Origin of the sequence: Mesorhizobium sp. M5C.F.Ca.ET.164.01.1.1, assembly GCF_004792125.1 — a bacterium.
GTDB classification, from domain to species: Bacteria; Pseudomonadota; Alphaproteobacteria; order Rhizobiales; family Rhizobiaceae; genus Mesorhizobium; species Mesorhizobium wenxiniae.
This window is the reverse complement of record NZ_SRTG01000001.1, coordinates 2281522-2307705: the sequence shown is the minus strand read 5'-3', so window position 1 is coordinate 2307705 and position 26184 is coordinate 2281522. Positions and strand designations below refer to the sequence as shown.

The window sequence follows — 26184 nt, the reverse complement described above, 5'->3', positions numbered from 1 at the left end:
CCCCTCCGACACCTTCCGCTCGTTACCCCGACCGAACGGCGTGGCAGGGTGTTAGCATTTGCCGTTGGCGAGCTAAGTGAAGCAGTTTCACAACAATACACTTTCCGCAGCGTGACGGCGGAACCGACCAGAGCCGGGCTAGCCTTCCCAGACGACTTCGAACATTCCCAGCCGCTCGTAGAGCCTGACGGCGGCGGCGTTCTCCACCGTGCTGGTTTTGAGATCGACATGCGAAGCGCCTCGTGCGCGGAAGGCGGCGAAGACGTGCCACATCAGCGCTTCGGCGATGCCTCGGCCGCGCGCCTCGGGGTGGACGGCAAGGTCTTTGACGAACGCCCCCGTCCAGCACAGTGCCGCGCCTGCCAGCCGACCCTTGCTGTCGATAACCAGGAAACACAAGGCAGGGTCGAATTCCGCGTCGCTTGAAATGCGCGGCCACCATTCCACGAACGGCCCATCGGCGCCATCATCGAACACGGTGGTCAGCAGCGCATGCAAAGCGAGCGCGTCGGCGGCCTCGAAGCCGCGCATGATAAAACCTTCCGGCCAACGCGGCGGGGCAAGCGTGTCGTCGAGGATCTTGCGCAGCCTTATGTCGTTCGGCGCCGGCGGGCGCGGCTCAGGCATGTGTTCAGGCATCGGGCTGTAGGCGACGCCGAGCGCGATCCCGGCCTAGGCCGGTTTGTTCCAGCATGCCCTTGCGCTTGGCGTCGTAATAATAGCCGCTCTGGTAGAGCCGGTCGGCGCGCTTGGCGTTGCCGCCGGCCACCAGCCAGGCGCCGCGCAGATATTTCACCGCATATTTCAGATTGGTCTCGGCGTCGAACAGCCCGCTCGCCGGCCCGTCATAGCCCATGTCGCGCGCCGTCGCATGCTTGATCTGCATCAGCCCCCAATGGCCGCGATTGTAGGCCTTGGGATTGAAGGTGCTCTCACGATTCACGACGCGGCGCACCAGATCGACCGGCACCTCATAGAGGACGGCATATTTCTCTATCAGCCGCTCGATCTCGCCGCGCGGTCCGGCGGAATACTCTTTGGCAGGGCTGGTCGAAAGCAGGGCGGACGGATCGTCAGGCACGACATAGGCAGCCTGTTGAACGCCGGGCATCGTCTTGCCTGTCTCGCCGCTGACCGGCATGGCGACCGTCGCATAGACAGGTGCTGCGCCGGCTGGGGCGGCACCGACCGTCATGGCTGCAGGTGCAGTTGCGGCCAGCGGGGTCGGTCCGGCAAAGGCTGCTGGCTGGGCAGGCGTCGCGGCGGGGTTGACGGCCAGCGCCACCGTCTGGACAGGCGCGATGCCGGACGATTCCGGCAGCACCGAAACCGTGTCGGGCAGCGCCAGCGTAAAGCCGGCATCAGCGCCCGCGGCGGCGGTTTCAGTCAGGGAAGGCACGGCCTTCGTCTGCGAGGTCGAGCTGCAGCCGCTGAGACCGGCCGCAGCGAGCATCACGCCGATCGCGGGAAAAATGATTTTTGCTGGCAAGCCGCGCTCGGGTCCGGTTCGTCTGTTAAGAAAGTCCTTACACCAGCGCCTTTCCCCCGGCAATCCGCAGCCTGTTGCGGACTTCGAATGATTTTCGGGTGGCAACAGCAACCTGAAAATCCGATATCTCGTTCTCGATATGTACTGGATTCCCATCCGTTCTTTCGGAAAGGAGCACATCATGGAAAGCACCTCTCAGACCACCGCCGGCCACGCGGTCTTCGAAACCGTGATCGGCTTCATGGGCATCGCCTGGAGCGAGGCCGGACTGACGAGGCTTTGCCTGCCCCAGCGCAACCGCGACGCGGTGGAACGCCGGCTGCTGCGCCATGCCGGCAGCGCCGGTTCGAGCGCCCAACCGCAATGGGTTACCGAGCTGATCGGATCGATACAGGCCTATGCAGCCGGCGAAGACATCGATTTCTCCAGTGTGCCGGTCGATCTCACTGGCGTCGACGATTTCCGCCTCGCCATCTACGACGCGGCGCGCAAGCTGGCCTTCGGCGAGACCACCACCTATGGCGAACTGGCCAAGCGCGCCGGCCATGCCGGGCTGGCGCGTGAGACGGGTGCGGCGCTCGGCGCCAACCCGGTGCCGCTGGTCATCCCTTGCCACCGCATTCTTGCCGCCGGCGGCAAGATCGGCGGTTTTTCTGCGCCGGGCGGCTCGACCACCAAGGAAAAGATGCTGGCGATGGAAGGCGTGCGTGTCGGCCCGCCGCCGCCGGCGCAGGTATCATTCGGATTCTGAGGCCGGACGTAGCTAGAGCAATTCCAGGAAAAGTGTGAAACGGTTTTCCGTCCGGAATTGCGCAAAAACAAAGAGATAGAGCGGTTCGGCGTTTCGGTGAAACGATGAACCGCTCTAGTCCGGAAAGATGCGCCGGCGGAAGCGCCGGTCTGTGTCCACCCGCTTGCATTTGTAGACGATGCAGGAGTTCGTATCGGCGCTCGGCACTGACGCCCGTGCCCTGACCTCCCCCATGTTGCAGAAACGCTGGCTCCGCACATAGCGGTCGTAGAGCGGCAGCCCCGGCGTGCGCGTCGACTGGTAACGCAGGATGACGGCGCCCTCTCGCGCGATCGTCGCGCGCACCGTGCCGCAGCTCATGCGGCTCGGGTCATAGCGCGAGATCGCCTGCGCCTCGGCGGCCATTATCGTCAGGCAGGCGGCAAGCAGAACAGTTTTCATGGTCCTCTCCCAAAAACAGGACCGGGCGCCCGAAGGCGGCACGATCCTTCCCCGCAAGGTGCGCGATAGGCGATGCGAACCCTCCGCAACGCGCGACGTTGCAAGGCTTTCACGCGATTGGGGCGGCCGTTGGGCAGCGTCGCATCAGCGGCTTTTTTCGTGCCGTCTTGTTTTTTGCGAAGAAGCGGACTATATGAGGTTCATTGATATTTCGGCCGATCGATCCGGGCCTCGCGATATTCGCGTTTGCTGACGTCTATCTCCAAAATCTCGATACAAACCGGCTGGACTTCGGTTCGGTCAAGCTAAAGCAAACGTATAAGGACTATCGAAATGGCAACAGGTACGGTCAAGTGGTTTAATTCCACCAAGGGTTTCGGCTTCATCCAGCCTGACAGCGGCGGCGCGGACGTTTTCGTCCACATTTCCGCAGTCGAGCGCGCTGGGCTGTCGACCCTGGTCGAAGGCCAGAAGATCAACTTCGAGATCGAGCAGGACCGCCGCACTGGCAAGTCGTCCGCTGGATCTCTGAGCAAGGCAGCCTGATTTGCGAATGGCGCGCGCCGGGCGATAGCTCGGGGCGCGCGGCAAGTCACGGATGTACTGACGGTCGCGCGAGAAGCGCACCGGAGCGAAAAACCCCGACAAGCCGAAGCAGCAGATTGCTGCCGGCCCGGACCAAACGCTCCCGATCAGGCTACCAAGCATGGAAGGCGGGATTTTGTCCCGCCTTTTTGTTTGCCTCGATTCAGACGCCGACGGTTAGCGAAACCGGCGATGCGGCGTCCTTCGCCGAAGCTTTCGCTAATCGTCAACATTGCTCAGAAAATCGCAATGTGCGCCAGTAAATCAGGGCAGCCACTCCATCGGCACATGCCCCGGATCGGCCTCCACTCGTTTCAGCCAGGCCGCCACCGCCGGATAGGCGTCGAGCTGAAAACCGCCCATCTCGGCCGTATGCGTATAGGCGTAGAGCGCGATGTCGGCGACGCTGAATGCCTCACCGGCAAAGAACGCACTGCCCGCCAGATGCTTGTTCATTACGCCGAGCGCCTTGTTGCCGCGCTCCAGCGTAACCGCCAGCCGTTCCGGCGTCGCATCCTTGGCCCGTTCGGGAAAGGTGAGCAGCGCCTTGCGCACCGCGATATAGGGTTCGTGGCTGTACTGCTCGAAGAATAGCCACTGATAGGCCAGCGCCCGCCCGTATCTGTCGGCCGGCAGGAACCGCGTGCCTTCGGCGAGGTAAAGCAGGATGGCGTTGGATTCGGCAAGCCGCCTGCCGTCGTCAAGCTCGAGCAGCGGCACCATGGCGTTCGGGTTCTTGGCGACATAGTCGGGCTTGCGCGTGTCGCCGGTGTGCGAGCTCACCTCGACATTGGTGAAAGGGATGCCGAGCTTGGCCATCAACAGCCGCGGCTTGTAGCAATTGCCGCTGTCGATCATTCCATAGAGTGTAGTCATTTTTGCTCCCATCGCCGCTCCCCTCGGGAGCCGCCTTTACCGGCAATTATCCTGGCAGCGAGGGCTTCATCCAGTGATTTGTTTTGGCGCAACCATCAGCGCCGCTGATAGATCACCCAAACAACGGCACGACGTTGTTGTCCCTGCCAAGCAGCCTGTCGATGGGCAGCGGCTCCTCGTCGAAGTTCGTGCCGGCCAGCGCCGGCCGGGCAAGGTAAAAACCCTGCATCAGGTCGACGCCGCCGTCCAGTGCCACGCGCAGATGCGTGGATTGCTCGATGCCTTCGACCAGCACCTTGGTGCCGCGGTCGTGCAACGCTGAGACCAGCGGCCGGAAAAATCGTTCGGCGGCGGCATGGCGACAGAATTCCGCGAACCAGGTGCCATCGATCTTGACGATGTCGGGCCGGACAAGCGCAACCCGCTCTTCCGTCGAATGCCCGGTCCCGAAATCGTCGATGGCGATGCGGACGCCGTCACGCCGCATCTCGCGGGCCAGGCTGACGAGCACCTTGTCGTCGGCCGCCTGTTCGGTGATTTCGCAGACCAGCATGCCGGGGTACAGATCGAACTCGGCGAGATGCCTGGTCATCAGCCTGATCTCAGCCAGCGCTCGCCCGGGGTCATCGTTGATCAACGGATTGTAGTTGAAGAATAGGTCGAGCCCGTCGACGCCGATGTTACGGAAGTTCCGGAGATGCAGCACCCGGCACATCGTCTCGACGAACAGGCGATCCGCCACGGGTACGCCCTCGAAAAATACGCGTGGCGCGACCGACCTGCCGGCGCGGTGCGGCTCGATCAGGCCTTCGACAGCGACGGCCTTCAAAAACCTGCCGCGCGGCGCGAAGATCGGCTGGTAGGCGCTCCTCAGCCGGAACGCGCCATAGACGCCGTATTCGATACCGACCTCGTCGGCAAAGATTGCCTCGCCGACATTGCGCCGCCTGTCGGGCCGCCCGGTCATGGCACCACCTTGCGTCCGAAAGCCCGTTTCGGCCTCGGCGAAGGCGAGACAGTCGCAGGCGCCTCGTCGGCATCGGGCACTGCCACCGGCATCTGCCTGTCCTTGCCGAAGACGTGAAAGCTGGTCGGCGCAAGCTCCGGGCGCGCCAGCGCGAATCCCTGCACCATCGAGGCTCCCGATTTCTCAGCCAGTTCAAGCTGCCAGCTCTCCTCGATGCCCTCGAACACGGTGCGGATGCCTTGCTGTTCGAAACTTGCCACCATCGCGGTGAGCAGTGCGAAACCGGCGCCGGACTCCATCAGTTGCATGATCCAGTGGGCATCGAATTTGACGATGTCCGGCCTGAGCTCCTTGATGCGGTTGATGTCGGACTCGTCGGCGCCGTAGTCGTCGACCGCTATGCGAAATCCGTTGGCCCTGAGTGCCTCGACGAAATTGTAGAGCGTTTCCTGCGACGCCGATTTCTGCTCGGTCACCTCGCAGACGACCCGGTTCGCATCGATCTCAGCCTCATGCAGCACCAGCCGCATGTCGCGCAGCGCCTTGTCGGCGATGCTGCGATCGGTGAACACCGACGGGTCGAAGTTAATGAAAATGAATGCCTCTTGCGGCAGGCAGGCGCCGGCGTTCAAAAGATGCAGCGTCCTTGTCAGCGCCTCGATATGCAGGCGGTCGACCGTTGGACAGGTGTTGAAAAAGCTCACCGGCGACTGCGGCTCGCCGTCGCGGAACGGCCGGATCAGCCCCTCGAATCCGGTGACGGACAATTTGCCGTTGCTGAAGGCGAAGATCGGCTGGAAAGCGCTCTGCAGCGTATAGATGCCCCAGACACCGCTGGCGGTGCCGTCGTCATGACGGACGATATGGACATGCTCGATGCTGCGCGACACGGTTCCTCGCTCTGCGAGACTGGCGGAATGGGTCGTGATCCAGCCACTCGAGGTTTTACCGCCTGTAGGTGAATTTATTGTTGCCGAATTTGCCGGGGATTTGAGATCTGGCTCATCCGACAGTGCTTGCGCTTGGCGGAATGATGCGACATGAGAAGCGCCGCGGCGAGATGGACCGCCTGCATCCCCAAGGAGATAACATCGTCATGGCCTTTCTTGCTGACGTCCTTTCCCGCGTAAAGCCTTCCGCGACTATCGCGGTGACGCAGAAAGCACGCGAGCTGAAAAACGCCGGCCGCGACGTGATCGGGTTGGGTGCCGGCGAACCCGACTTCGACACGCCGGACAACATCAAGAACGCTGCGATCGAGGCTATCCGCCGCGGCGAAACGAAATATCCTCCGGTTTCGGGCATCGTGCCGCTGCGCGAGGCGATCGTCGAAAAATTCAAGCGCGAGAACAATCTCGACTACCGGCCGGAGCAGACCATCGTCGGCACCGGCGGCAAGCAGATCCTATTCAATGCCTTTATGGCGACGCTGAATCCCGGCGACGAGGTCATCATTCCGAGGCCGTACTGGGTCAGCTATCCCGAGATGGTAGCGATCTGCGGCGGCACCCCGGCATTTGCCGACACCTCCATCGACAACGGCTTCAAGCTGACGGCGGCGGCGTTGGAAAAGGCGATTACGCCGCGCACCAAATGGCTGTTGATGAACTCACCGTCGAACCCGTCGGGCGCCGCCTACACCGAGGCTGAATTGCGCGCTCTGGCCAACGTGCTGTTGAAGCATCCCGATGTCTGGGTGCTGACCGACGACATGTACGAGCACCTGATCTATGGTGACTTCGTCTTCAAGACCATCGCCGAGGTCGAGCCGAAGCTTTATGAGCGCACGCTGACCATGAACGGCGTCTCGAAGGCCTATGCCATGACTGGCTGGCGCATCGGCTATGCGGCCGGGCCCGTGGCGCTGATCAAGGCGATGGATATGATACAGGGCCAGCAGACCTCCGGCGCCTGCACCATCGCCCAGTGGGCATCGGTGGAGGCGCTGAACGGTCCGCAGGATTTCATTGCGAAAAACAAGGCGATCTTCCAGGCTCGGCGCGATCTCGTCGTATCGATGCTCAATCAGGCGCGCGGCATCACATGTCCGTCACCCGAAGGTGCTTTCTACGTCTATCCGTCCTGCGCCCAGTTGATCGGCAAGAAGACCAAAGCCGGCAAGGTGATCGACGGCGACGAAGCCTTCTGCTCGGAGCTGCTCGAGGCCGAGGGCGTAGCGGTCGTGTTCGGTTCGGCCTTCGGCCTCGGCCCCAACTTCCGCATCTCCTATGCCACGTCGGAGGCGTTGCTCGAGGAGGCCTGCACGCGCATCCAGCGCTTCACCGCCTCGCTGACCTGATCAGGCGCATCTCGAACACCAAACCCGGCTCGCAGTCGGGTTTGGTGGGCTCAAAAGCCTCAGCCGCCATACTGCTCGTCTGTCACCATTTCCAGCCAGTCGGCATGGACGTCGTCGAGCGCCTCCTGCATGGCGATATGCGCCATCGCCGATTTTGGACCGGCGCCGTGCCAATGCTTTTCATCAGGCGCGAACGAAATGACGTCGCCGGCCCTGATCGCCTGTACCGGCTCGCCCCAGCTTTGCGCAAGGCCGGCGCCTGATATGACATAGAGCGTCTGGCCCAGCGGATGCGTATGCCAGTGGGTACGCGCGCCGGGCTCGAAACTGACCATGATGGCGCGCAGCCGCGCTGGCGCTTCCTTCTCGATGATCGGCGTCTGCCACACGCGGCCGGTGAAGTACTTTTCCGGCGCAATGGCGGTCGGCACGCTGCCGCAGGCAATGATCTTCATCGTCGCGAGTCCTCAAGCTGATGGCGGATCGGTCGGCGATTGGTCGTTCCTTTTTGTCGCAAGAAGCGGGCACTTTCGTCCGATAACCATCATGGCGCAACCGCTTTTGCGGCTGTTCGGCGACGGGCTTTGTCGCGGGACTTGATGGGAGGCTGGGCTCGCATCCGACGGCTTCGCCGATCACGGCTCAACATCTACGACATCAGGCGACCCTCAAATCCCTTGCCCTCCCGGCTCACCCGTGGGACGATGCCTTTGGGTAGGTGGCAAACTGAAAAAGCCCCGCCCGCGACGGTCGACAGGCCGGCCGCCGCTCCCAGGGAAACGCCTGAGTGGAGGTCAGTCATGGGAACTCGCGCCGGAGGACGACGCACGGGACCGAAATGCATTGCCATAGTCGGTCCCTTTGCAAGCGGTAAGACGACACTTCTCGAAGCCATTTTGGCCCGCATGGGCGCCATTCCCCGCCAGAATCCCGTTTCCTCGGGAAACACCGTTTCCGATCATTCGCCCGAGGCACGCGCCCACGCTATGAGCGTCGAGGCGACGTTTGCGACCACCGAATTCATGGGCGAGCAACTCACTTTCGTCGATTGTCCCGGCTCCATCGAATTCTCCTTCGAGGCAGAGCCGGTCCTCGCCGCCTGCGACATCGCCGTGGTCGTCGCCGAAGCCGACGAGAAGAAGATCCCTGCCCTGCAGCTGATCATGCGCAAGCTCGACGATCTCGGCGTGCCGCGCATCATGTTCCTCAACAAGGTCGATAAGGCGATATCAGGCGTGCGCGACACGCTGAAGATGCTGCAGCCGGCAAGCTCGGTGCCGTTGCTGCTTCGCCAGATTCCGCTGCGCAAGAACGGCGTCGTCATCGGCTCGATCGATCTCGCTCTGGAGCGAGCCTACATCTATCGCGAATATGCCGAAAGCGAGGTCGCCCAGATTCCCAGCGACGACAAGGCGCGCGAACTGGAAGCGCGCTTTTCCATGCTGGAGACGCTCGCCGATCATGACGACCAGTTGATGGAGCAGCTTCTCGAAGAGATTGAGCCGCCGAAGGACGCGATTTTCGACGACCTCGCCGCCGATCTGCGTGACGGCGCGGTGACGCCGGTGCTGATCGGCACCGCCGAGAAGGGCAATGGCGTGCTGCGCCTGTTGAAGACGATCCGCCACGACGCGCCCGACGTCGAGGCGACCCGCAAGCGCCTTGGTGCACCTGATGGCAATGCGACCGTGGTCCAGGTGATGAAGACCATTCACACCGCGCATGGCGGCAAGCTGTCGGTCTCGCGCATCCTGGCCGGCCAGCTTGCCGACGCCTCCGAGCTCTTCCTTTCGAATGGCACCACGGCAAAAGTCTCCGGCATCTACAAAATGCTCGGCAAGGACCAGACCAAGCTCGCCTCGGCCAGGGCCGGCGACACAGTCGCGCTCGGCAAGCTGGACGACGTCACGACCGGTCAGACCTTGAGCTCGGCAAAGGGCGGCATCAAGCCACTGGTCACGCTGATGCCGCCGCAGCCGGTCTTTGCCTTCGCGCTGCGCCCGAAGGAACGCAAAGACGAAGTGAAGATGTCGGCAGCCATCCAGCGACTTGCCGAAGAAGACCCCTCGCTCAGCCTGCGCCACAATCAGGATTCGGCCGAAACCGTGCTGTCAGGCCATGGCGAGATGCATCTGCGTGTCGTGCGCGAGCGGCTGGAGGGCAAGAACCAGATCCCGGTCGAAGGCCATGCGCCGGCCGTGCCTTATCGCGAGACGATCCGCAAAACGGCGCAGCAGCGTGGCCGCCACAAGAAGCAGTCGGGCGGCCATGGCCAGTTCGGCGACGTTGTGATCGAGATCAAGCCGCTGCCGCGCGGCTCCGGCTTCCAGTTCACCGATACCATCACCGGCGGCGCCGTGCCGAAAACCTACATCCAGTCGGTCGAGACCGGCGTGCGTGATTATCTGAAATCCGGCCCGCTCGGCTTTCCGGTGGTCGATGTCGCCGTCAACCTGTCCGACGGCTCCTATCATGCCGTCGATTCGTCGGACATGGCCTTCCAGATGGCGGCGAAGCTGGCGATGAAGGAAGGCATGGCCGCCTGCTCGCCAGTGCTGCTCGAACCGGTCATGAAGGTCGAGATCGTCACGCCGTCCGACGCCACGTCGAGGATCATCGCCCTGATCCCGCAGCGGCGCGGCCAGATCCTCGGCTACGATGCGCGGCCCGGCTGGCCGGGATGGGATGTCGTCGAGGCGACCATGCCGCAGGCCGAGATCGGCGACCTGATCATCGAGCTGCGTTCGGCTACCGCGGGCGTGGCCAGCTATCGCGCCGTCTTCGACCATATGGCCGAACTCACCGGCCGCCTGGCCGACGAGGCGTTGAACGCCAATGGCAAGGCCGCCTGACACTGGATTTTGGCGCCAGTATCGCAGGCTGCAGAACACAAGGAAACGGCGTCCGCAATGATCCGGACGCCGCTCTCTTGCGGACCGTCTTCGTGGGAGGCGAAACGGCAGGTCCGCCGCACATGCCGCCAGCGCCTGACGGCCTCAGCGGAAGAATGGTTCGGACGCGGTAGCCGCCTGAGCCCGGATCGCCCGAGTGATGCCCCCATCTCCCGCACGAACCACACCGCGTCCTATGATCTGCTTAGTCGATGCTGGGCGGCTGTGACAGGTTACCTGAGGTTACATGTCACTGTTACGTGACAATTTCGGTCGGCTTTCCCTCAGGGCCAGCAGGTTTCGGGCAACAAAAAAGCCGGATCAATGAAGATCCGGCTGAGTTTGATTGGAAGTGCCTGTTAGGGCTAACCTCCAGAGGGGAACACTCGAGGGCGCTAATGGGAGGAGAACGCGCCCAGGAGATGATCTATATATGTGCTCATCATGCTCAAGAAACAAGCATCTATTTTGCAACACACGCATGCAAAATGACACAGGCTGTGGTCTAACCCATTCCTTGGCCTCATAGGACCAGCAGAATCGTCGAAATGCGGTGCACAGCCAGGCAAAGATCGTTGGGAAATAGCGAATCAGAGCCAATTCTCGGCCCGGAACGCAAAAACAACGAATGACGGCGAATCAGGCAATACGCGTTTATTTTTGCAGCAGCCGCATCGGCCCGAGATAGGAATCGCTTTTCGGAAAGCACGATGCGCAGATTTCAAGTGCTTGAGCGTATTTTGTGCGTCCAAGTGGACGGGACGTCGCTCTAGAAGGAAGCCTCGATGAGGACACGTCAGGCGATCGCCGGCAGCGCGCTATTCTTCATCGCAGCGCCCGGCATGGTCGCGGGATTGCTGCCCTGGCTGTTGACCGATCGCTATCGTCTGCCATGGTCGACCCAGCCCGGCTTCGTCCCGGTCGGCTGGGTCCTGATTGTGGTCGCAGCGGCCTTGCTGCTTCATGCCTTCGCCCGTTTTGCTTTCGAAGGCCTGGGCACGCCCGCCCCGGTCGCGCCGACCGAGCGACTGGTTGTCGGTGGTATCTACCGCCATGTCCGCAACCCGATGTATGTGGCGGTGCTGTCGATCATCCTTGGCCAGGCACTGCTGTTTTCGAGCTGGGCTCTCGTCGCCTATGCCACTATCGCCGCCATCGCCATGGTCTCGTTCGTGAAGTACTACGAGGAACCGACGCTTGCCCGCCGCTATGGCGCCGGCTACGAGGCCTACCGCCGCGCCGTCCCAGGCTGGCTGCCCCGCCTGACCCCATGGCGCGGCCCGTAAGAGCTGATCGTCGACGGTGCAAGGCGGGGAGCGATTTTCTGAAGGTTAGAACGACCAGCTTCGGGCCTTGGCGATAATGAAATCGCGGAAGACGTGCAGTTTCGCCTGGTTCTTCATCGCATCGGGATAAGCGAAATAGGTGTCGAAGGACGGCACTTCGGTCTCCGGCAGCAATTGCACCAGCCCTGAGTCCTTGCTGACCACATAGTCGGGCAGCATGGCGATGCCGGCGCCACCCTGTACCGCGCGCTTTATCGACAATATGTCGTTGATCTGCAGCGTCGGCACCCTTTGCCCGCCTTCGAAATCGCCGACCGTTTCCAGCCAGTTCAATTCCGACAAATGCGCCGGCACCGGCACGCCGAAGGTGACGATGCGATGGCTCTTCAACTCGGCGATCGACGCCGGCTTGCCATACTTGTTGACGTAAGAAGGCGCGGCGTAGAGATGGAAATGCACGGTGAACAGGCGGCGCTGGATGAGATCAGGCTGCTGCGGCTGGCGCAGCCGGATCGCGCAGTCCGCCCGGCGCATGGTGAGGTCGAGTTCCTCGTTCGCCAGGATCAACTGCAGGCTGATCTCGGGATAGAGCTCGATGAATTCCTGCACGCGCTCGGTCAGCCAGCCCGCACCGAGCCCGACCGTGGTCGTCACCCTGAGCACGCCGGAGGGCCGATCCTTGGCCTCGGTCAGCCGCGACTTGATCGTCTCCAGCTTCATCAGCACGTCATGCGCCGTGCGGAACAGCATCTCACCCTGCTCGGTCAGCACCAGGCCGCGGGCATGGCGATTGAACAGCGGCACGCCGACGTCATGTTCGAGCGCGCTGACCTGCCGCGAGATCGCCGATTGCGACAGATGCAGTGTCTCGGCGGCATGGGTGAACGACCCAGCTTCCGCCGCAGCGTGAAACACGCGTAGCTTGTCCCAGTCCAACGCCATGATGCCCCTCGCTCTGTTTTTTGGCGTTTGAATGAAAAATCAGGCTTTTGCGCGGCTTTTCTCGGCCGCTTCCTTACTCCGCCGCTTCGCGGTGAACTTCGATCCCGGCGAGGTACTTTTCCGCCTCGAGCGCGGCCATGCAGCCGAGCCCCGCCGCCGTCACTGCCTGGCGGTAGATGTCGTCGGTCACGTCGCCGGCGGCGAACACGCCCGGCACGTCGGTGCAGGTCGAATCCGGCGCCGTCCACAGATAGCCGTTCGGCTTCTGCTTCAGCTTGCCAGCGAACAGCTCAACCGCCGGCGCATGGCCGATCGCCACGAATACGCCGTCGACCGTCAGATGCATCTCCTGGCCGGTCACCAGATTGCGCAGCTTCAGTCCCTCCACCGACGGCGGCAGCGGCATCTTGCCGGACTGACCGGTGATCTCGTCGACGACGGTGTCCCAGATGACGCGGACATTGTCCTTCTTGAACAGCCGCTCGCTCAGGATGCGCTCGGCGCGGAAGTCGCTGCGCCGGTGGATGACCGTCACGCTCTTTGCCAGATTGGAAAGATAGAGCGCCTCCTCCACCGCCGAATTGCCGCCGCCGATCACGGCGACATCCTTGCCGCGATAGAAGAAGCCGTCGCAGGTAGCGCAGGCCGATACGCCGAAGCCCATGAAGGTCTGTTCGCTCGGGATACCCAGCCATTTCGCCTGCGCGCCGGTGGCGATGATCAGCGCGTCGGCCGTATAGGTGGTGCCGGAATCGCCCTTGGCGCGGAACGGCCGCACATTGAGGTCGACCTCAGTGATGATGTCGTTGATGACGTCGGTGCCGACATGCTCGGCCTGCTTCAGCATTTGTTCCATCAGCCACGGACCCTGAATCGGATCGGCGAAGCCCGGATAGTTTTCGACATCGGTGGTGATCATCAACTGACCGCCCTGCTGCAGGCCGGCGACGAGCATCGGCTTCAGCAGGGCGCGGGCGGCGTAGATTGCCGCCGTATAGCCGGCGGGACCGGAGCCGATGATGAGAACAGGCGCGTGCTTGGTGGTCATGGACGGGCTTTCACAACAACCGGACGCGAATGAAGCGTCCGGCACAGGGATCGATATCGGCCCCTAATCTAGGTGTTGCAGGCGACGCCAGCAAGACGACCGCGCCGTCGTCCCCGGAAAGCTTCCGCACAAACAGACGATCCATGAACATCTTGCGCGGTGACTGTCCAGAAATCACCGACTTAGCGACTGTTTCGAAATTCGCTCCGGCGAGTCATATGGTGGTGGTTTCGAGCGCAGCGGACATTAGAGTGCTGCGCGTCTAATTGGACGCGCAAAGGACGCTCTAACACTTTGCATTTGCGCATGATCCTTTCCGGAAACCGAAATCGGTTTCCGGGGTCATGCGCTGGTCCGTGAGCACCGGAAGCGCAGAAAACGCCATCAGATGGCCGCCAGAGTAGAGTTTCCAAACGGTCTCTGAAGGGATGGAATGGACACCGAAGTGGTTTAATTACAAAATCACGAAAGATTCTTGCGTGAAGCGCCGAGGTATCCATGCCGCTCAAAGCCGATCTCGACGCCATCGACTGGAAGATCCTGCGCGAGCTTCAGCACGACGGGCGAATGACCAATGTCGAGCTGTCCGGCCGCGTCGGCATTTCGGCGCCGCCATGCCTGCGCCGTGTCAGGCGGCTGGAAGAGACCGGCATTATCCGCGGCTATCGCGCCCTGCTCAATGCGCCGGCGCTCGGCCTGGATGTCGTCGCCTTCTGCCTTATCGGCCTGCATCACCAGGCCGATGCGGAGCTGAAAACCTTCGCCGAACGCACCCGCGGTTGGCCGATCGTGCGCGACGCCTGGATGGTGTCGGGCGAATCCGACTTCCTGCTGCATTGCGTGGCGAGCGACCTCGGCACCTTCCAGACTTTCGTCATCGAGCAACTGGCCTCGGCGCCGAATGTCGATACGGTGCGCACCGCGCTGACCATTCGCCGCGTCAAGGATGAGGGCCTGGTGGCTTTCAGGGAAATGAGAACCTAATCCCTGCCGAGTTCGGCGATGGCCTCGCAGAGTTTGCTGTGGTCGTTGCAGGTCGTCAGTTTGCGCGTCGCGAACATACCATCGCCAGAAGTCCGATTGGATCTGCCGTGCACCAGCCAGCCTTCGCATAGCCCGGCTCGCCGGCCGGCTTCCATGTCATCGGCCTTGTCGCCGACGATGATCGATCGGCCGATATCCACTGCCAGCAGATCGCGGGCGCGCAGAAGCATGCCCGGATTGGGCTTGCGCATCGGATGGTCACCTACTGCGAGTTCACCCGTCCCGCTCGAATGGTAGGCGCAGGCGAGCACCAGATCGATCCGGCAATTCTGCGTTTCGAGAAGCGATAGCAGCCAGGCATTGACTGCGGCGAAATCCGGCCAGCCGAAATAGCCGCGGGCAATGCCTGACTGGTTGGAGACTACGATCGCGGGAAGGCCGACGATGTTGGCCGTTCGGATCACCGGCAGCATCTCCGGCCGCAGCACTATGTCGGCCGGATCGCTGGGATAGCCGCTATCGACGTTGATGGTGCCGTCGCGGTCGAGGAACAGCGCCGGCGTGCCAGTTGGAAAGGCCGCAGTACCGATCCGTTCGACCCAGAGCCCAGGCTCTTCGAGCGGATACGGCTGCGAGGTCGTGACAGCGTCCCTGTCAGCCATCACAGAGGCGCGCTTCCACCATTTCGCACAGATGATGATAGAGACAAAGATGCCCCTGCTGGATGATCGGTGTCGAGGTCGAGGGCACGTTGAGCAGGATGTCGGAGAGCGGCTTGAGCTTGCCGCCGGTGTCGCCGGTCAGGCTGATCACCGTCATGTCCATCATGCGCGCTTGTTCGGCGGCGGCAAGGATGCTGGCCGAGTTGCCGCTGGTCGAGATGGCGAGCAGCACAGCACCCGCCGCGCCATGTGCCTCGACCTGGCGTGAGAACACCGTGTCGAAGCCGTAATCATTGCCCCAGGCGGTCAGCACCGCCGCATTGGCCGGCAGCGCGATGACGTGGTAGGCCTTGCGCTCCTTCAGGAAGCGGCCGACCAGTTCGCCGGCGATGTGGATGGCGTCGCTGGCCGAACCGCCATTGCCGCAGATCAGCAGCGCCTTGCCTTGAGAAAGCGCCGCGACGACGGCGGTCACCGCCCGCTCCATCTCGCTGGTGAGGTCGCGCTCGACCATCGCGGTGATCGCGGCCGCCGAGCGGACCAGGTATTCGTTCAGTTCGGACATGAAAACCTCAGTTTGTACTGCCGGCGCGCAACTTGCCGATCGTGCCGGTCGTGCTCTTGCCGACGACGAGATCGACCAGCACGACGCGGCCGCCCGCCTTTTGCACGATTTCGGCACCGACCACCTGATCGATCGTATAGTCGGCGCCCTTGACCAGTATGTCGGGCTTGAGCGCCTCGATCAGCGCGAGCGGCGTGTCCTCCTCGAAGACGACGACGGCATCGACCGAGGCAAGCGCCGCCAGCACGCAGGCCCGGTCATGCTCGTCGTTGACCGGGCGCCCTGGCCCTTTCAGCCGGCGCACCGAGGCATCGCTGTTGAGGCCGAGAACCAGTCGATCGCATTGGCTGCGTGCCGCATGCAAAAGGCTGACATGGCCTGCGTGAAGGATATCGAAGCAGCCATTGGTGAAACCGACGCTCAGGCCTTCGTCCTTCCACGTCGCCACCAACCGTGCGGCGGCAGCGGCATCGAGGATCGCGTCCTTATGGGCAATCGGTCCGTGCGAGCGAAACAGCGCGCCGGTAAGCTCTTCGACCGTCAGCCGCGCGGTGCCGCGCTTTCCAACCACCACGCCACCCGCCGCGTTGGCAATGGCGGCGGCAATGACGCGGTCGGCGCCCGCAGCCAGAGCCAGCGCAAACGTCGCGATGACAGTATCGCCGGCGCCTGAAACGTCGAACACTTCCCGCGCCTGCGTGGCGATGTGGCGGGCATCGTCCGAGCCGACGACGCTCATGCCCTTTTCGCTGCGCGTCGCGACGACGAAATCGAAGCCGTGTGCCGAGATCAGCTCACGTGCCGCGGCCACGATCTCGTCATCGCCAAACACCGCGCGTCCGACCGCTTCGCCGAGTTCCTTGCGATTGGGCGTGATCGCCGTCGCCCCGGCATAGCACGCATAATTGCGGCCCTTGGGGTCGACAAGCACCGGCTTTCCCGCCTCGCGGCAGATCGAGATCAGCTCGCCGGCGACGCCGTCGAGCAACATGCCCTTGCCGTAGTCGGACAGGATAACGATGTCGGCTTGCGCGAGCGCGGCGCGGAAATGCCGGATCAGCGTCGCCCGCTCCGCGTCGCTCAGCGGCTTGATTTCCTCTTCGTCGAAGCGCAGCACCTGCTGGTTGAGCGCGCTGAAGCGGCTTTTCGACGAGGTCATCCGGTTCGCGTCCTGCGCGAGGCCGCCAGTGTCGACGCCAAACTCGGCGAGAATGCGCATCAGATTGTCGCCGGCCTGATCGGCGCCGATCACCGAGACCGGTATCGCGGCGGCCCCGAGCGAGACGATGTTGGCGACGACATTGCCGGCGCCGCCCATCGCCGACGTTTCGCCACGCCCGCGCAGCACCGGAATGGGCGCCTCAGGCGAAATCCGCTCGATGACGCCGTTGACGAAACGGTCGAGAATGAAGTCGCCGACCACAAGCACGGTGACGTTGCCGAATCGCGAGATGGCGCGGTGAAGGGGTTCGGGAGAAGGCAGGTATTGCTCGCTCATGTCATCCGCGACGTGCAATGAGAGCCGGTCCCGATGTTAAAACGCTGGACTGGCAGGGCTGGTCGTTCATGGCGAAGCGGATATACCGCAATTCGGCCCAGCGCAACGGCAGGCGCGCCGAGCGGATCACAGCCAACGCCGGTTGACGGATCAGCTTTTCTGCAAAGCCACATGAACGCCCAATCCGACGAGCACCGCACCGCCCGCACGCCGCATAAGGCGCTGCGCGTGGCTCGAGCGCCGCAGCCTGGTGACCATCGCACCTGCCAGCACCACGCACATGACATCCGCCGAAGAGAACATCAGATTGACGATCGTCCCGAGGACAAGGAATTGGAGCCAGACGGGAAATGTCGCCGACGCGTCGATGAATTGCGGCAGGAACGCCATGAAGAAGATCGCTGTCTTGGGATTGAGCACCTCGACGGTGATGCTCTCGAAAAAGGCGCGGCGGGCGGATTTCGGCTCAATGCCCGGCATAACAGCATCGTCTTGCGCCCTGGCGCGGAACAGCGAGACGCCCAGCCAGATCAGATAGAGTGCGCCGGCCAGTTTGACCGCAACGTAGAGCGTCGGCACGGCGTGGAAAAGCACGGACAACCCGGCTGCGGCCGCAATGACATGCACATAGCCGCCAAGATGGATACCCAACGCCGCCGTCAAGCCGGACCAACGGCCGCGCGCCATGGTTTGTGCAGCAGCGTAAAGCATCGCCGGACCGGGGATGTAGGCAAAGATCGCGGTGGTGGCGAAAAAGGCGATGAGCAGTTCGGTCGACGGCATTGCCTTGCTCCTGTCACGCTTCGCCGGTGGATCGCCGACTGAAGCGAGAGCTTTGCGGCGGCACTGTGGCGCTCATCCAACCGCCGGATTGCGACCTGCTTTATCGACAGCCTCGCAAGCCTCCCCTATAAGGGCCGGAATCGGCATAAGATACCAGAGGCTTTCATGATCATCGTTACGGGCGGCGCCGGCATGATCGGCTCAAACATCGTCGCCGCGCTCAATGCCGAAGGGATCAGCGACATCGTCGTCGTCGACGACCTGACCGACGGCCACAAGATCGCCAATCTCGCCGACCTCCAGATCGCCGATTATCTCGACAAGGACGATTTCCTGCCGCGGATGGAGGCCGGGGACCTCGGCCGCATCGAGGCCGTCTTTCACCAGGGCGCCTGCTCGACCACCACCGAATGGAACGGCAAGTTCATGATGGAGGTGAACTACGCCTATTCGAAGCGGCTGCTGCATGCCTGCCTGGCACTGCGGCTGCCTTTCCTCTATGCCTCCTCAGCTTCGGTCTACGGCGGCGGCGCCGAGTTTCGCGAGGAGCCGGAATGCGAGCGCCCGCTCAATGCCTATGCCTACTCAAAGAAGCTGTTCGACGACTATGTCCGCCGCACCGTCTTCGATACCGATCATTCGCCGGTGGCGGGCCTGCGCTATTTCAACGTCTATGGGCCACGCGAGGCGCACAAGGGCGCCATGGCCTCGGTCGCCTTCCATCTGTTCAATCAGGTCGAGCAAGGCCAGAACCCGAAACTGTTCGGCGCCTATGACGGTTTCGGACCTGGCGAGCAGAGCCGCGATTTCATCCATGTCGGCGACGTTGCCGACGTCAATCTGTGGTTGTGGAAACGGGGCTCAAGCGGCATCTTCAACTGCGGCACCGGCCTTGCCCAGCCGTTCCGCGCCATTGCCGAAACGGTGATCGGCACGCTGGGCAAAGGCGAGATCGAGTTCATCGACTTCCCCGACCACCTCAAGGGCAGCTACCAGAGTTTTACGCAAGCTGATATGTCCCGGTTGCGCGCCGCCGGTTACAATGGTCAGTTTCGCACAGTGGAAACCGGCGTCAGAGACTATGTCGAATGGCTGAAAGCCCAACGATCCTCGTGATCGGCCCACGCTGGGTGGGCGACATGGTGATGGCGCAGTGCCTGTTCTCGGCGCTAAGAGAGCTTCACCCGCACGCCGCGATCGATGTGCTGGCCCCGGCATGGGCGGCGCCACTGGTCAAGCGCATGCCCGAAATACGCCAGCAGATCGATCTGCCGCCGAAATCCGGCGCGCTGGAATTCCGCATGCGAAGGCGCTTCGGCCGCCTGCTGCGCGGCCACTACGGCATCGCCTATGTCATGCCTGGGAGCTGGAAGTCGGCGCTCGTCCCCTTCTTTGCCCGCATTCCGCGCCGCGTCGGCCATCTCAAGGAAATGCGCTACGGGCTGCTGACCGATATCGTTCCCTTGCCCGACCATTTGAAACGGCGCACGGCGCAGGCCTATTTCGGCCTCGCGCAAGGGGGCACGTTCCGCGCTCCCAAGCTCGCTGTCGATACAAAAAACCAGGCGGAATTGCTGGGCCGCTTCGGGCTGGAGGCGAAAAAATTTGTCGCGCTGATGCCCGGCGCCGAGTTCGGGCCCGCCAAACGCTGGCCGAGCGAACGCTATGCCGGCCTTGCCCGCGACATGATGACCAAAGGTTTTGAGGTCGCGCTGTTCGGATCGAAGAACGACGCCGACGTAACGGCGGAAATCGCCACGCTTGCACCTGGCGTCGTCGATCTCGCCGGCCAAACGCGGCTGGAGGACGCCATCGACCTGATCTCCGCCGCCAGGCTTGCGGTGTCGAACGACAGTGGGCTGATGCATGTTGCCGCCGCGGTCGGCACGCCGATCGTTGCCGTCTACGGCTCGACCTCGCCGCAGAATACGCCGCCCCTCGCCGAGCAGCGCGAACTGGTCTGGCTCGGCCTGTCCTGTTCGCCCTGCCACCGGAAAATCTGCCCGCTCGGCCATCTCAATTGCCTGAGCACGCTCGAGGTGGCACAGGTCGCGGCAGCGGCGGAACGGCTGCTGGAAATGCCGGCCGCCGCATGAGGGTGCTCATCGTCAAGACATCCTCGATGGGTGACGTCATCCACACCTTTCCGGCCGTCGAGGATGCGCGCCGCAACCGGCCGGATGTGTCGCTCGACTGGTGTGTGGAAGAGGCTTTTGCCGGCATCGTGGCGCTGCATCCGGCGATCGCAACCATCCACACAGTGGCAATCCGGCGCTGGCGCACAAGCCCACTCGGCCGCGGCACATGGCGCGAGGCAGCGGGATTGCGCCGCGCCTTGCGGGATTGCCGCTACGATCTCGTCGTCGACGCGCAAGGATTGGCGAAGTCGGCCCTGGTGGCGAAACAGGCCGCGGCGCCGATCGCCGGCTTCGACCGGTCGAGCGCTCGCGAGCCTTCGGCGACTTTGTTCTACGACCGCCGCTACGCTGTGCCGCGCGATCTGCACGCCATAGAACGCACAAGACGGCTGTTCGGGCTGGCGCTCGGCTATGAACCGGATTTTTCCGGGCTCGAATCCGGCATCGTGCCGCCGGCCGGCGGTTCGAATTTTGTCGGCGAAAAAACCGCCTTCCTGCTGCATGGCACCAGCCGCGAGGACAAGAAATGGCCGGTCGGCGACTGGATCGAAACTGCCCGGCTTCTCGTGGGAAGAGGAATGACGCCGGTCACCACCTGGTCTAACGACAGGGAAAAGGCGATTGCCGAGGCGATCGCCCAAGCCGTTCCGCAGACCGTGCTGGTGCCGAAATCACCGCTTGCCGAGATCGCCGCGATCATCGGCCGATCGGTGCTGGTCATCGGCGCGGACACCGGTCTCACCCACCTCGCCAGTGCCTTCGGCCTGCCGACGGTCGCGGTGTTTCTGGCGACAGAACCCGGCCTGACCGGCCCGCGCGGGCCGTTCTCGTCAACGCTGCTGGCCGCGCCCGGCGGCCGTGTCGTGCCTGCGGAAGTGGTGGCGGAGGCAGAGAGGCTTATGGAGCGCCAAGCGCACGATCTGACAACCGGAAGACGTTGATTTATTGAATCAATCCAAATGGAAAGGTCGGCGCCGCCCCTCATCCGCCTGCCGGCGATGAGGGGCAGCGCAAACCTCGGGCTAAAACAGTGCGATTCAGGACAAATCCTGCCCGCTCTACCCCTAGATGAACTGCACCTGGACGATCTCATAGCCCCGCGCACCGCCTGGCGCGTTGACCTCGATCGCATCGCCGACTTCCTTGCCGATCAGCGCCCGCGCGATCGGCGAGGAGATCGAGATGCGGCCCGACTTCACATCCGCTTCCTGGTCGCCGACGATCTGGTAGGTCTTCTTCTCTTCCGTGTCCTCGTCGACCAGCACCACGGTCGCGCCGAACTTGACCTTTTCGCCGCTGAGCTTGGTGACATCGATCACCTCGGCACGGGCGATGAAGTCCTCGAGCTCATTGACGCGACCCTCATTGAGGCTCTGCGCCTCTTTCGCCGCGTGGTACTCGGCATTCTCGGAAAGATCGCCATGCGAGCGCGCTTCGGAGATCGCTTCGATGATGCGCGGCCGCTCTTCCTGCTGGCGCCAGCGCAGTTCTTCCTTCAATGACGCGAACCCCTCGCCTGTCATCGGGACCTTGTTCATGATGCCTGACCTTTCCTGCCGCCGCCCCCGCATTCCGGGAGCGACCTTGTCGATGGGTACAAAAAGAAAACGGTCCGGCAGCCTCGGGCTAACGGAACCGTCTCACCGCAATTTCCCCCAATATAGCAATCTTCGTGGGTTTTTCACGCCAAAAAATCGGTTTTGAAAAATTCACCCGCCCTTTTTTTTAAATGCCGTCACGGCAGCACGGCTGGCCGGGCGAGCGGTAAAAAGAACCGGCTGCGATTGCTCACAGCCGGAGTGAGGAGTGTTTTGGGCTTCGAATCAGCTCTTCATGAAACGGTCTATCTGCTCAGACAGCATGCCGTATTCACGAGATCCCTTGCCGGTGCGCTTCTCGATCTCGCGGAGCTGTTCCTGGGCGCCGGCGAGATCGCCGATCTGCAGATGCGCCTCGCCGAGATATTCACGTACCAGCGTATAGTTCGGATCGATGCGCAGCGCTTCCTCGTAATAGCCGAGACCGACGGTGACGCGTCCGGAATGGCGGTGCGAGTAGCCGAGGTAGTTGAGGATGCGAGGGTCTTTCTTGTCCGCAGCCAGGCTGAGCACGGCGATCGCCTCGTCATAACGTCCGGCCATCGCCAGCGCGCGGCCGGCTTCATAGATGTTGTCGTCGTCCAGCATGCCTTGCTTGGGCGCAACGCATTTCTTCAGCTTCTTGTCCCAGACCATGCCTTTCTTGCACTGTGTCGTCTGGCCGCCATTGCCACCGCCTCCACCTTCACCGGCCGAAAACACCGGAACAGCAAATAGCGGCAGGGCGGCAACCGCCAGAACCTGGATCAGCAATCGTCTGCGCATCTAACCCTCCTTGAAGCATGACAATGCAGGACTAACGCCAAGCAAAAGCCGTTTCATCCCGGAAAAAGTCGTAACCGCTGAAACCTTCTAGAAACGGTCGGTGCCGGCCGCAAAATTGAAGAGCCGAACGTGACGTGACGAGCGCTGCAAATTCGCTATCATCCAACATACAGCAAACGGAGTGTACGGAGAAGGCCAGTGCGGCGGCGCCTTGAAAAGGAATGGGAGCTTTCGATCGGTCCCGACACGGTGCGCCTGTTCATCCTAAAGGCGAAGGCGCTGAGCGCCGCCGTCAACGAAGACTATGCCGATGGCGCCGAGCACGAGGTAGAACTCGACGGCGAGGCGCATGACAATCATCATCATGACGGTCTCGTCGAGGAAAGTTCCGAAAACCTCACCGAAGAAGAATTGCGCGAACTGATCAACGACCTCAATGTGGACGAGGCGGCCGAACTCGTCGCCCTGGCATGGGTTGGCCGCGGCGACTATGACGCTTCGGAATGGGCGGACGCGCTGACGGCCGCGCGCGAGCGCGCGAACAAGCGCACGGCGAAATATCTGCTCGGCATGCCGCTCTTGGCCGACTGGCTGGAGGAAGGGCTGGAAGCGATCGGTGCGTAACACCGCGGTTACCGTTCGTGATCGGCCAAGACTCTCGTTCAGGCAACTTCCGCATTCGCTCACCGTTAACGGCGGATGGCGGCGCTGACCCCTCCCACATTGATCAGATTGGCCACATTGATCAGATTGGCCACATTGATCAGATTGGCCGGATTGAACAGATTGGCCGGATTGAACAGATTGGCGCTGCCTTTGACGTCGGCGGTGCTGTCCGCAGGAGCGGCCCTGGCCCAAGCTCCGGAATTGCCTGAAACCGTGCCCGTCCCGGAGCTCAATCGATCGCAATCGGCGCAAGAAACCGCACCTGCCGACGTGCCGGTTCCCGAACCGCGCCCTGCGGATCAACCTGCGACCGACAAAATGGACCAGCAGACGTCGGACCAGCATAAGGAAGCCCGGCCGGAGCCGCCGGCAATCGCTCCAACGCCGAGCGAAAAGCCAGCCGAGGCCGAACCACCGGCCACCGTCCCGAAAACACCGGAGAAGCCGGCGCAAGCGCAGGAGAAAGAATTCCCTCCCGACCCGCGCTCGGCCTCTGTGCCGCAGGAAAAAATGCCGGACGAGGAACTTGCTTGCCGCAGGCGGCTGAAGTCGATGGGTGTCGACTTCGAGGAACGCAAGGCCGAGCACGATGCGGCGGTCGGCTGCTCTATCCCCTATCCGATCGCGCTAAAGACGCTGGGCAAGTCATTGGATATCAGCCCCGAAACCGAGCTGAACTGCCAGATGGCCGAGGCCGCCGCGCGCTTCGCTACCGATATCATCCAGCCGGCGGCCAAGGCTGAGCTCGGCGCCGAACTGAAGTCGGTCGGCCAAGCATCCGCCTTTGTCTGCCGACAACGCAATGGCGGCGGGAAATTGTCGGAGCACGCCTTCGGCAACGCGCTCGATATCGCGAGCTTCACCTTGTCGAACGGGAGAAGGATCGACGTCGGCCCAGTGCCGCCGGAAAAGGACGCGAAGTTCCTGAACGCGGTGCGCAAGGCAGCTTGCGGACCGTTCAAGACCGTGCTCGGCCCGGGCAGCGATGCGGATCATTCGCTGCATCTCCATCTCGATCTTGCACCGCGCCGCAACGGCGGCACCTTCTGCCAGTGACGACCGGAATGCGCGCCGCAATTTGGCCGCAGCCGTAAACGCGGCCGCTGATTTTTCCTTTACTCTTGGCGGTTAAGCTCTGTCTCATCTGATCATGATCCCGAACCGCAGGTCCGCGTCAGCGAAAAGTGGGATCCGGTTTTCGGAGAAAGATCATGATCAAACAACGAGACAGAGCCTGATCGGATCAGGCTCGGGGACAGGGATCTTGTCGATGGCCGGGATATTTCACGCCGCGCTTGTCGCCGTGCGGCAAACCAGACGCGCGCGTATGATTCCCGGCGCGCTTGCCATCGCAGCGATCTCGGCATGCACCACCGGCAGCGTACTTTCGCTGGAACCGGCCGTCGATGTCGGCAGCCAGACATCAGCCGTTCCGAACTACGCGGGCATGCAGCGCCTCGTCCCGTCCAACCCATACATGACCGCCGCCTACCCGCGCATGGACGAGCCGATGGCACCGACCGAACAGATGCCGGCCAGCGAGATCGACTGCCGCAAGGAATTGAAGCGCCTGGGCGTCGTCTACACCGACCTTGCGCCGATCCGCGAAGGCCAGTGCGGCATCGACTATCCAGTCAAGGTCTCGGCTATCGGCAGGATCGGGATGAAGCCGGCCGCGACACTGACCTGCGACATGGCCGCCACCTTCGCCGGCTGGACCAGGAACGAACTCGTCCCGTCCGCCCGCTGGCGTTATTTCTCCGGCGTCAGGACCATTCGCCAGGGCTCGAGCTATTCCTGCCGCAGGATCGCCGGCGAAGGCACGCTGTCGGAGCACGGCAAGGGCAACGCGCTCGACGTCATGAGCATCGAGCTCGGCAATGGCAAGGAGATCGACGTGCGCAAGCCCGGCCTGTTCGCCTTCCGCACCCGCGGCTTCCTCAACACTGTGCGCGCTGACGGTTGCCAGTATTTCACCACCGTGCTCGGCCCCGGCTACAATTACGACCACCGCAACCATTTCCATTTCGACATCAAGAACCGGAAGAACGGCTACCGCGCCTGCCGCTGAGCCCGAGCGCGTGCCCACTGCCCAAGGTCTGCGCCGCCGCGTAGAATGACGCCACATAAGGTGATGTCATATCACCACGGTGGTGTCTCGTGAGCCGACGAAGCCTTCGACGACGCGCAACGACCTGGCTGGTGGCGTTCTGTGCCGGCTATCTCGTGCTCGCCTATTTCGCCGCACCGGAATTCTGGACCCTGCGGGACCGCAACTTCCGAACGCAGCGCTTCGAGATGGTGACGCACACGCCGCAGGGCATTGCGGGCGATCCGATCAATGTCGGCCTCGTTGGTACCAAAAAAGAGCTGGTCCACGCCTTCGCCGTCGCCGAATGGGATACGGCCGACGCCCTCACGCTGAAGACCGCGATCGAGATCGGCGAAAGCGTGCTGTTCGATCGGCCTTATCCCGACGCGCCGGTCAGCCGGTTGTTATTCGAAGGCCGCGCACAGGATCTGGCCTTCGAGAAGCCGGTCGGCGACAGTGCCGACCGGCGTCATCACGTCCGCTTCTGGCAGACAGAGGCGACCGGAGACGATGGCCGGCCGCTCTGGCTGGGTGCGGCAAGCTTCGATCGCGGCGTCGGCCTCAGCCACGACACCGGCGCGATCACCCACCATATCGGTCCCGACATCGACGCCGAGCGCGACTTCCTGATCCGCGAGCTTTCTGCCGCAGGCATGCTGATCTCGACCAGCGAGATATCAGGCATCGGTGCGACAAAGACCGGGCGCAATGGCGGCGGTGATCCCTATTTCACCGACGGCAAGGCCGTAGTGGGCGTGCTGCTGCAGTTGCCGTAGGCGCAAGACGAGCCGCTCGCCTCCGGCTCATCGTCGCCCTGATCGAGCATTTTTCGTCGCCACCATGGGATGCCGTGCGAGA

29 protein-coding genes are annotated in these 26184 nt (G+C 62.7%); 13 read left to right on the top strand and 16 right to left on the bottom strand.

From position 1 onward, the window contains the following. Nucleotides 1-138: 138 nt before the first annotated feature. Nucleotides 139-627, bottom strand: coding sequence for a GNAT family N-acetyltransferase (locus EN807_RS11435; RefSeq protein WP_135934992.1), 489 nt, complete (start codon nt 625-627; stop codon nt 139-141). Between the two features lie 4 nt (nt 628-631). Beyond that, nucleotides 632-1489, bottom strand: a complete 858-nt coding sequence (locus tag EN807_RS11430; RefSeq protein WP_135934991.1) for a lytic transglycosylase domain-containing protein — start codon at nt 1487-1489, stop codon at nt 632-634. A 181-nt stretch (nt 1490-1670) separates the two neighbouring features. On the opposite strand from EN807_RS11430, the gene EN807_RS11425 reads away from it, so the two are divergent. Continuing rightward, the gene (locus EN807_RS11425) at nt 1671-2240 is read left to right on the top strand and encodes a methylated-DNA--[protein]-cysteine S-methyltransferase (protein ID WP_135934990.1); all 570 of its coding nucleotides are present in this window, start codon (nt 1671-1673) and stop codon (nt 2238-2240) included. Between the two features lie 114 nt (nt 2241-2354). Here EN807_RS11425 and EN807_RS11420 read toward each other — a convergent pair whose 3' ends face one another. Further along, nucleotides 2355-2681, bottom strand: coding sequence for a hypothetical protein (locus EN807_RS11420; protein WP_127318711.1), 327 nt, complete (start codon nt 2679-2681; stop codon nt 2355-2357). Between the two features lie 333 nt (nt 2682-3014). Here EN807_RS11420 and EN807_RS11415 point away from each other — a divergent pair, with 333 nt between their 5' ends. Beyond that, nucleotides 3015-3227: a cold-shock protein gene (locus tag EN807_RS11415; protein ID WP_023678332.1), complete on the top strand. Its 213-nt coding sequence runs from the start codon at nt 3015-3017 to the stop codon at nt 3225-3227. Nucleotides 3228-3530: 303 nt separating this feature from the next. On the opposite strand, the gene EN807_RS11410 is transcribed toward EN807_RS11415, so the two are convergent. The 3 genes from EN807_RS11410 to EN807_RS11400 form a co-directional block, all read right to left on the bottom strand. Further along, nucleotides 3531-4142, bottom strand: a complete 612-nt coding sequence (locus EN807_RS11410; protein WP_127318709.1) for a glutathione S-transferase family protein — start codon at nt 4140-4142, stop codon at nt 3531-3533. 112 nt (nt 4143-4254) lie between these two features. Continuing rightward, nucleotides 4255-5109: an EAL domain-containing protein gene (locus EN807_RS11405; protein ID WP_135934989.1), complete on the bottom strand. Its 855-nt coding sequence runs from the start codon at nt 5107-5109 to the stop codon at nt 4255-4257. Then, a complete protein-coding gene (locus tag EN807_RS11400) occupies nt 5106-5999 on the bottom strand; it encodes an EAL domain-containing protein (RefSeq protein WP_135934988.1) in 894 nt (297 codons plus the stop codon). The genes EN807_RS11405 and EN807_RS11400 overlap by 4 nt, the downstream gene beginning before the upstream one ends. 206 nt (nt 6000-6205) lie before the next feature. On the opposite strand from EN807_RS11400, the gene EN807_RS11395 reads away from it, so the two are divergent. Continuing rightward, the gene (locus tag EN807_RS11395) at nt 6206-7408 is read left to right on the top strand and encodes a pyridoxal phosphate-dependent aminotransferase (protein ID WP_135934987.1); all 1203 of its coding nucleotides are present in this window, start codon (nt 6206-6208) and stop codon (nt 7406-7408) included. A 59-nt stretch (nt 7409-7467) separates the two neighbouring features. Here the strand turns inward: EN807_RS11395 and EN807_RS11390 are convergent, their stop codons facing one another. After that, nucleotides 7468-7863, bottom strand: a complete 396-nt coding sequence (locus EN807_RS11390) for a cupin domain-containing protein (protein WP_095519142.1) — start codon at nt 7861-7863, stop codon at nt 7468-7470. Nucleotides 7864-8208: 345 nt separating this feature from the next. Between EN807_RS11390 and EN807_RS11385 the strand changes: the two genes are divergently transcribed. Together EN807_RS11385 and EN807_RS11380 are read left to right on the top strand one after the other, a co-directional pair. Then, nucleotides 8209-10260 carry an elongation factor G gene (locus tag EN807_RS11385; RefSeq protein WP_135934986.1) on the top strand — a complete coding sequence of 684 codons (2052 nt, stop codon included), beginning with the start codon at nt 8209-8211 and terminating at the stop codon, nt 10258-10260. 824 nt (nt 10261-11084) lie between these two features. Next, nucleotides 11085-11585 (top strand): isoprenylcysteine carboxylmethyltransferase family protein, encoded by a 501-nt coding sequence (locus EN807_RS11380; RefSeq protein ID WP_135934985.1) that lies wholly within the window; start codon nt 11085-11087, stop codon nt 11583-11585. A 45-nt stretch (nt 11586-11630) separates the two neighbouring features. Here EN807_RS11380 and EN807_RS11375 read toward each other — a convergent pair whose 3' ends face one another. After that, the gene (locus EN807_RS11375; RefSeq protein ID WP_023799796.1) at nt 11631-12527 is read right to left on the bottom strand and encodes a LysR family transcriptional regulator; all 897 of its coding nucleotides are present in this window, start codon (nt 12525-12527) and stop codon (nt 11631-11633) included. Between the two features lie 73 nt (nt 12528-12600). Continuing rightward, complete coding sequence (gene trxB / locus EN807_RS11370; protein WP_135934984.1) at nt 12601-13575, bottom strand: thioredoxin-disulfide reductase; 975 nt, start codon at nt 13573-13575, stop codon at nt 12601-12603. A gap of 498 nt (nt 13576-14073) precedes the next feature. On the opposite strand from trxB, the gene EN807_RS11365 reads away from it, so the two are divergent. Further along, nucleotides 14074-14559: an Lrp/AsnC family transcriptional regulator gene (locus EN807_RS11365; RefSeq protein WP_135934983.1), complete on the top strand. Its 486-nt coding sequence runs from the start codon at nt 14074-14076 to the stop codon at nt 14557-14559. On the opposite strand, the gene EN807_RS11360 is transcribed toward EN807_RS11365, so the two are convergent. From EN807_RS11360 to EN807_RS11345, 4 genes are all read right to left on the bottom strand, one after another. After that, nucleotides 14556-15221 carry an HAD family hydrolase gene (locus EN807_RS11360; RefSeq protein WP_135934982.1) on the bottom strand — a complete coding sequence of 222 codons (666 nt, stop codon included), beginning with the start codon at nt 15219-15221 and terminating at the stop codon, nt 14556-14558. The two genes, EN807_RS11365 and EN807_RS11360, sit on opposite strands and share 4 nt — an antisense overlap. Beyond that, on the bottom strand, nt 15214-15786 hold the full coding sequence (locus tag EN807_RS11355) for an SIS domain-containing protein (protein WP_128204612.1): 573 nt from the start codon (nt 15784-15786) through the stop codon (nt 15214-15216). Before EN807_RS11355 ends, EN807_RS11360 begins: the two co-directional genes overlap by 8 nt. Before the next feature lie 7 nt (nt 15787-15793). Then, nucleotides 15794-17284, bottom strand: coding sequence for a D-glycero-beta-D-manno-heptose-7-phosphate kinase (gene rfaE1 / locus EN807_RS11350; RefSeq protein WP_135934981.1), 1491 nt, complete (start codon nt 17282-17284; stop codon nt 15794-15796). Between the two features lie 150 nt (nt 17285-17434). Then, a complete protein-coding gene (locus EN807_RS11345; RefSeq protein WP_135934980.1) occupies nt 17435-18067 on the bottom strand; it encodes a LysE family translocator in 633 nt (210 codons plus the stop codon). Nucleotides 18068-18232: 165 nt separating this feature from the next. On the opposite strand from EN807_RS11345, the gene rfaD reads away from it, so the two are divergent. Genes rfaD through waaC form a run of 3 tightly spaced genes read left to right on the top strand, consistent with a single transcriptional unit; the run spans nt 18233 to nt 21146 of the window. Then, complete coding sequence (gene rfaD / locus EN807_RS11340; RefSeq protein WP_127317514.1) at nt 18233-19183, top strand: ADP-glyceromanno-heptose 6-epimerase; 951 nt, start codon at nt 18233-18235, stop codon at nt 19181-19183. Continuing rightward, complete coding sequence (gene waaF, locus EN807_RS11335) at nt 19156-20163, top strand: lipopolysaccharide heptosyltransferase II (RefSeq protein ID WP_135934979.1); 1008 nt, start codon at nt 19156-19158, stop codon at nt 20161-20163. Before rfaD ends, waaF begins: the two co-directional genes overlap by 28 nt. Then, nucleotides 20160-21146 (top strand): lipopolysaccharide heptosyltransferase I, encoded by a 987-nt coding sequence (waaC, locus tag EN807_RS11330; RefSeq protein ID WP_135934978.1) that lies wholly within the window; start codon nt 20160-20162, stop codon nt 21144-21146. Before waaF ends, waaC begins: the two co-directional genes overlap by 4 nt. A 123-nt stretch (nt 21147-21269) precedes the next feature. On the opposite strand, the gene greA is transcribed toward waaC, so the two are convergent. Both greA and EN807_RS11320 read right to left on the bottom strand, forming a co-directional pair. Further along, a complete protein-coding gene (greA, locus tag EN807_RS11325; RefSeq protein WP_065012064.1) occupies nt 21270-21743 on the bottom strand; it encodes a transcription elongation factor GreA in 474 nt (157 codons plus the stop codon). Between the two features lie 285 nt (nt 21744-22028). Beyond that, nucleotides 22029-22568: a tetratricopeptide repeat protein gene (locus EN807_RS11320; RefSeq protein WP_135934977.1), complete on the bottom strand. Its 540-nt coding sequence runs from the start codon at nt 22566-22568 to the stop codon at nt 22029-22031. A gap of 198 nt (nt 22569-22766) precedes the next feature. On the opposite strand from EN807_RS11320, the gene EN807_RS11315 reads away from it, so the two are divergent. Continuing rightward, a complete protein-coding gene (locus EN807_RS11315) occupies nt 22767-23192 on the top strand; it encodes a DUF3775 domain-containing protein (RefSeq protein WP_135934976.1) in 426 nt (141 codons plus the stop codon). A 65-nt stretch (nt 23193-23257) separates the two neighbouring features. Here the strand turns inward: EN807_RS11315 and EN807_RS36450 are convergent, their stop codons facing one another. Then, nucleotides 23258-23467 (bottom strand): hypothetical protein, encoded by a 210-nt coding sequence (locus tag EN807_RS36450; RefSeq protein WP_246684162.1) that lies wholly within the window; start codon nt 23465-23467, stop codon nt 23258-23260. Between EN807_RS36450 and EN807_RS11310 the strand changes: the two genes are divergently transcribed. The 3 genes from EN807_RS11310 to EN807_RS11300 all read left to right on the top strand — a co-directional run bounded on the left by EN807_RS11310 (nt 23373) and on the right by EN807_RS11300 (nt 26102). Beyond that, entirely contained in the window at nt 23373-24290 is a 918-nt protein-coding gene (locus EN807_RS11310; protein ID WP_246684063.1) for an extensin family protein, read from the top strand. The two genes, EN807_RS36450 and EN807_RS11310, sit on opposite strands and share 95 nt — an antisense overlap. 214 nt (nt 24291-24504) lie before the next feature. Continuing rightward, the gene (locus EN807_RS11305; protein WP_135934974.1) at nt 24505-25305 is read left to right on the top strand and encodes an extensin family protein; all 801 of its coding nucleotides are present in this window, start codon (nt 24505-24507) and stop codon (nt 25303-25305) included. A gap of 89 nt (nt 25306-25394) precedes the next feature. Beyond that, entirely contained in the window at nt 25395-26102 is a 708-nt protein-coding gene (locus tag EN807_RS11300) for an LssY C-terminal domain-containing protein (protein WP_135934973.1), read from the top strand. Nucleotides 26103-26184: the final 82 nt, after the last annotated feature.

Bases quoted from the DNA above. Each gene is read 5' to 3' on its own strand.
- EN807_RS11435 (WP_135934992.1), bottom strand. From the start codon at position 627: ATGCCTGAGCCGCGCCCGCCGGCGCCGAACGACATAAGGCTGCGCAAG.
- EN807_RS11425 (WP_135934990.1), top strand. From the start codon at position 1,671: ATGGAAAGCACCTCTCAGACCACCGCCGGCCACGCGGTCTTCGAAACC.
- EN807_RS11420 (WP_127318711.1), bottom strand. From the start codon at position 2,681: ATGAAAACTGTTCTGCTTGCCGCCTGCCTGACGATAATGGCCGCCGAG.
- EN807_RS11415 (WP_023678332.1), top strand. From the start codon at position 3,015: ATGGCAACAGGTACGGTCAAGTGGTTTAATTCCACCAAGGGTTTCGGC.
- EN807_RS11410 (WP_127318709.1), bottom strand. From the start codon at position 4,142: ATGACTACACTCTATGGAATGATCGACAGCGGCAATTGCTACAAGCCG.
- EN807_RS11405 (WP_135934989.1), bottom strand. From the start codon at position 5,109: ATGACCGGGCGGCCCGACAGGCGGCGCAATGTCGGCGAGGCAATCTTT.
- EN807_RS11395 (WP_135934987.1), top strand. From the start codon at position 6,206: ATGGCCTTTCTTGCTGACGTCCTTTCCCGCGTAAAGCCTTCCGCGACT.
- EN807_RS11390 (WP_095519142.1), bottom strand. From the start codon at position 7,863: ATGAAGATCATTGCCTGCGGCAGCGTGCCGACCGCCATTGCGCCGGAA.
- EN807_RS11385 (WP_135934986.1), top strand. From the start codon at position 8,209: ATGGGAACTCGCGCCGGAGGACGACGCACGGGACCGAAATGCATTGCC.
- EN807_RS11380 (WP_135934985.1), top strand. From the start codon at position 11,085: ATGAGGACACGTCAGGCGATCGCCGGCAGCGCGCTATTCTTCATCGCA.
- EN807_RS11375 (WP_023799796.1), bottom strand. From the start codon at position 12,527: ATGGCGTTGGACTGGGACAAGCTACGCGTGTTTCACGCTGCGGCGGAA.
- trxB (WP_135934984.1), bottom strand. From the start codon at position 13,575: ATGACCACCAAGCACGCGCCTGTTCTCATCATCGGCTCCGGTCCCGCC.
- EN807_RS11365 (WP_135934983.1), top strand. From the start codon at position 14,074: ATGCCGCTCAAAGCCGATCTCGACGCCATCGACTGGAAGATCCTGCGC.
- EN807_RS11360 (WP_135934982.1), bottom strand. From the start codon at position 15,221: ATGGCTGACAGGGACGCTGTCACGACCTCGCAGCCGTATCCGCTCGAA.
- EN807_RS11355 (WP_128204612.1), bottom strand. From the start codon at position 15,786: ATGTCCGAACTGAACGAATACCTGGTCCGCTCGGCGGCCGCGATCACC.
- rfaE1 (WP_135934981.1), bottom strand. From the start codon at position 17,284: ATGAGCGAGCAATACCTGCCTTCTCCCGAACCCCTTCACCGCGCCATC.
- EN807_RS11345 (WP_135934980.1), bottom strand. From the start codon at position 18,067: ATGCCGTCGACCGAACTGCTCATCGCCTTTTTCGCCACCACCGCGATC.
- rfaD (WP_127317514.1), top strand. From the start codon at position 18,233: ATGATCATCGTTACGGGCGGCGCCGGCATGATCGGCTCAAACATCGTC.
- waaF (WP_135934979.1), top strand. From the start codon at position 19,156: ATGGCTGAAAGCCCAACGATCCTCGTGATCGGCCCACGCTGGGTGGGC.
- waaC (WP_135934978.1), top strand. From the start codon at position 20,160: ATGAGGGTGCTCATCGTCAAGACATCCTCGATGGGTGACGTCATCCAC.
- greA (WP_065012064.1), bottom strand. From the start codon at position 21,743: ATGAACAAGGTCCCGATGACAGGCGAGGGGTTCGCGTCATTGAAGGAA.
- EN807_RS11320 (WP_135934977.1), bottom strand. From the start codon at position 22,568: ATGCGCAGACGATTGCTGATCCAGGTTCTGGCGGTTGCCGCCCTGCCG.
- EN807_RS11305 (WP_135934974.1), top strand. From the start codon at position 24,505: ATGGCCGGGATATTTCACGCCGCGCTTGTCGCCGTGCGGCAAACCAGA.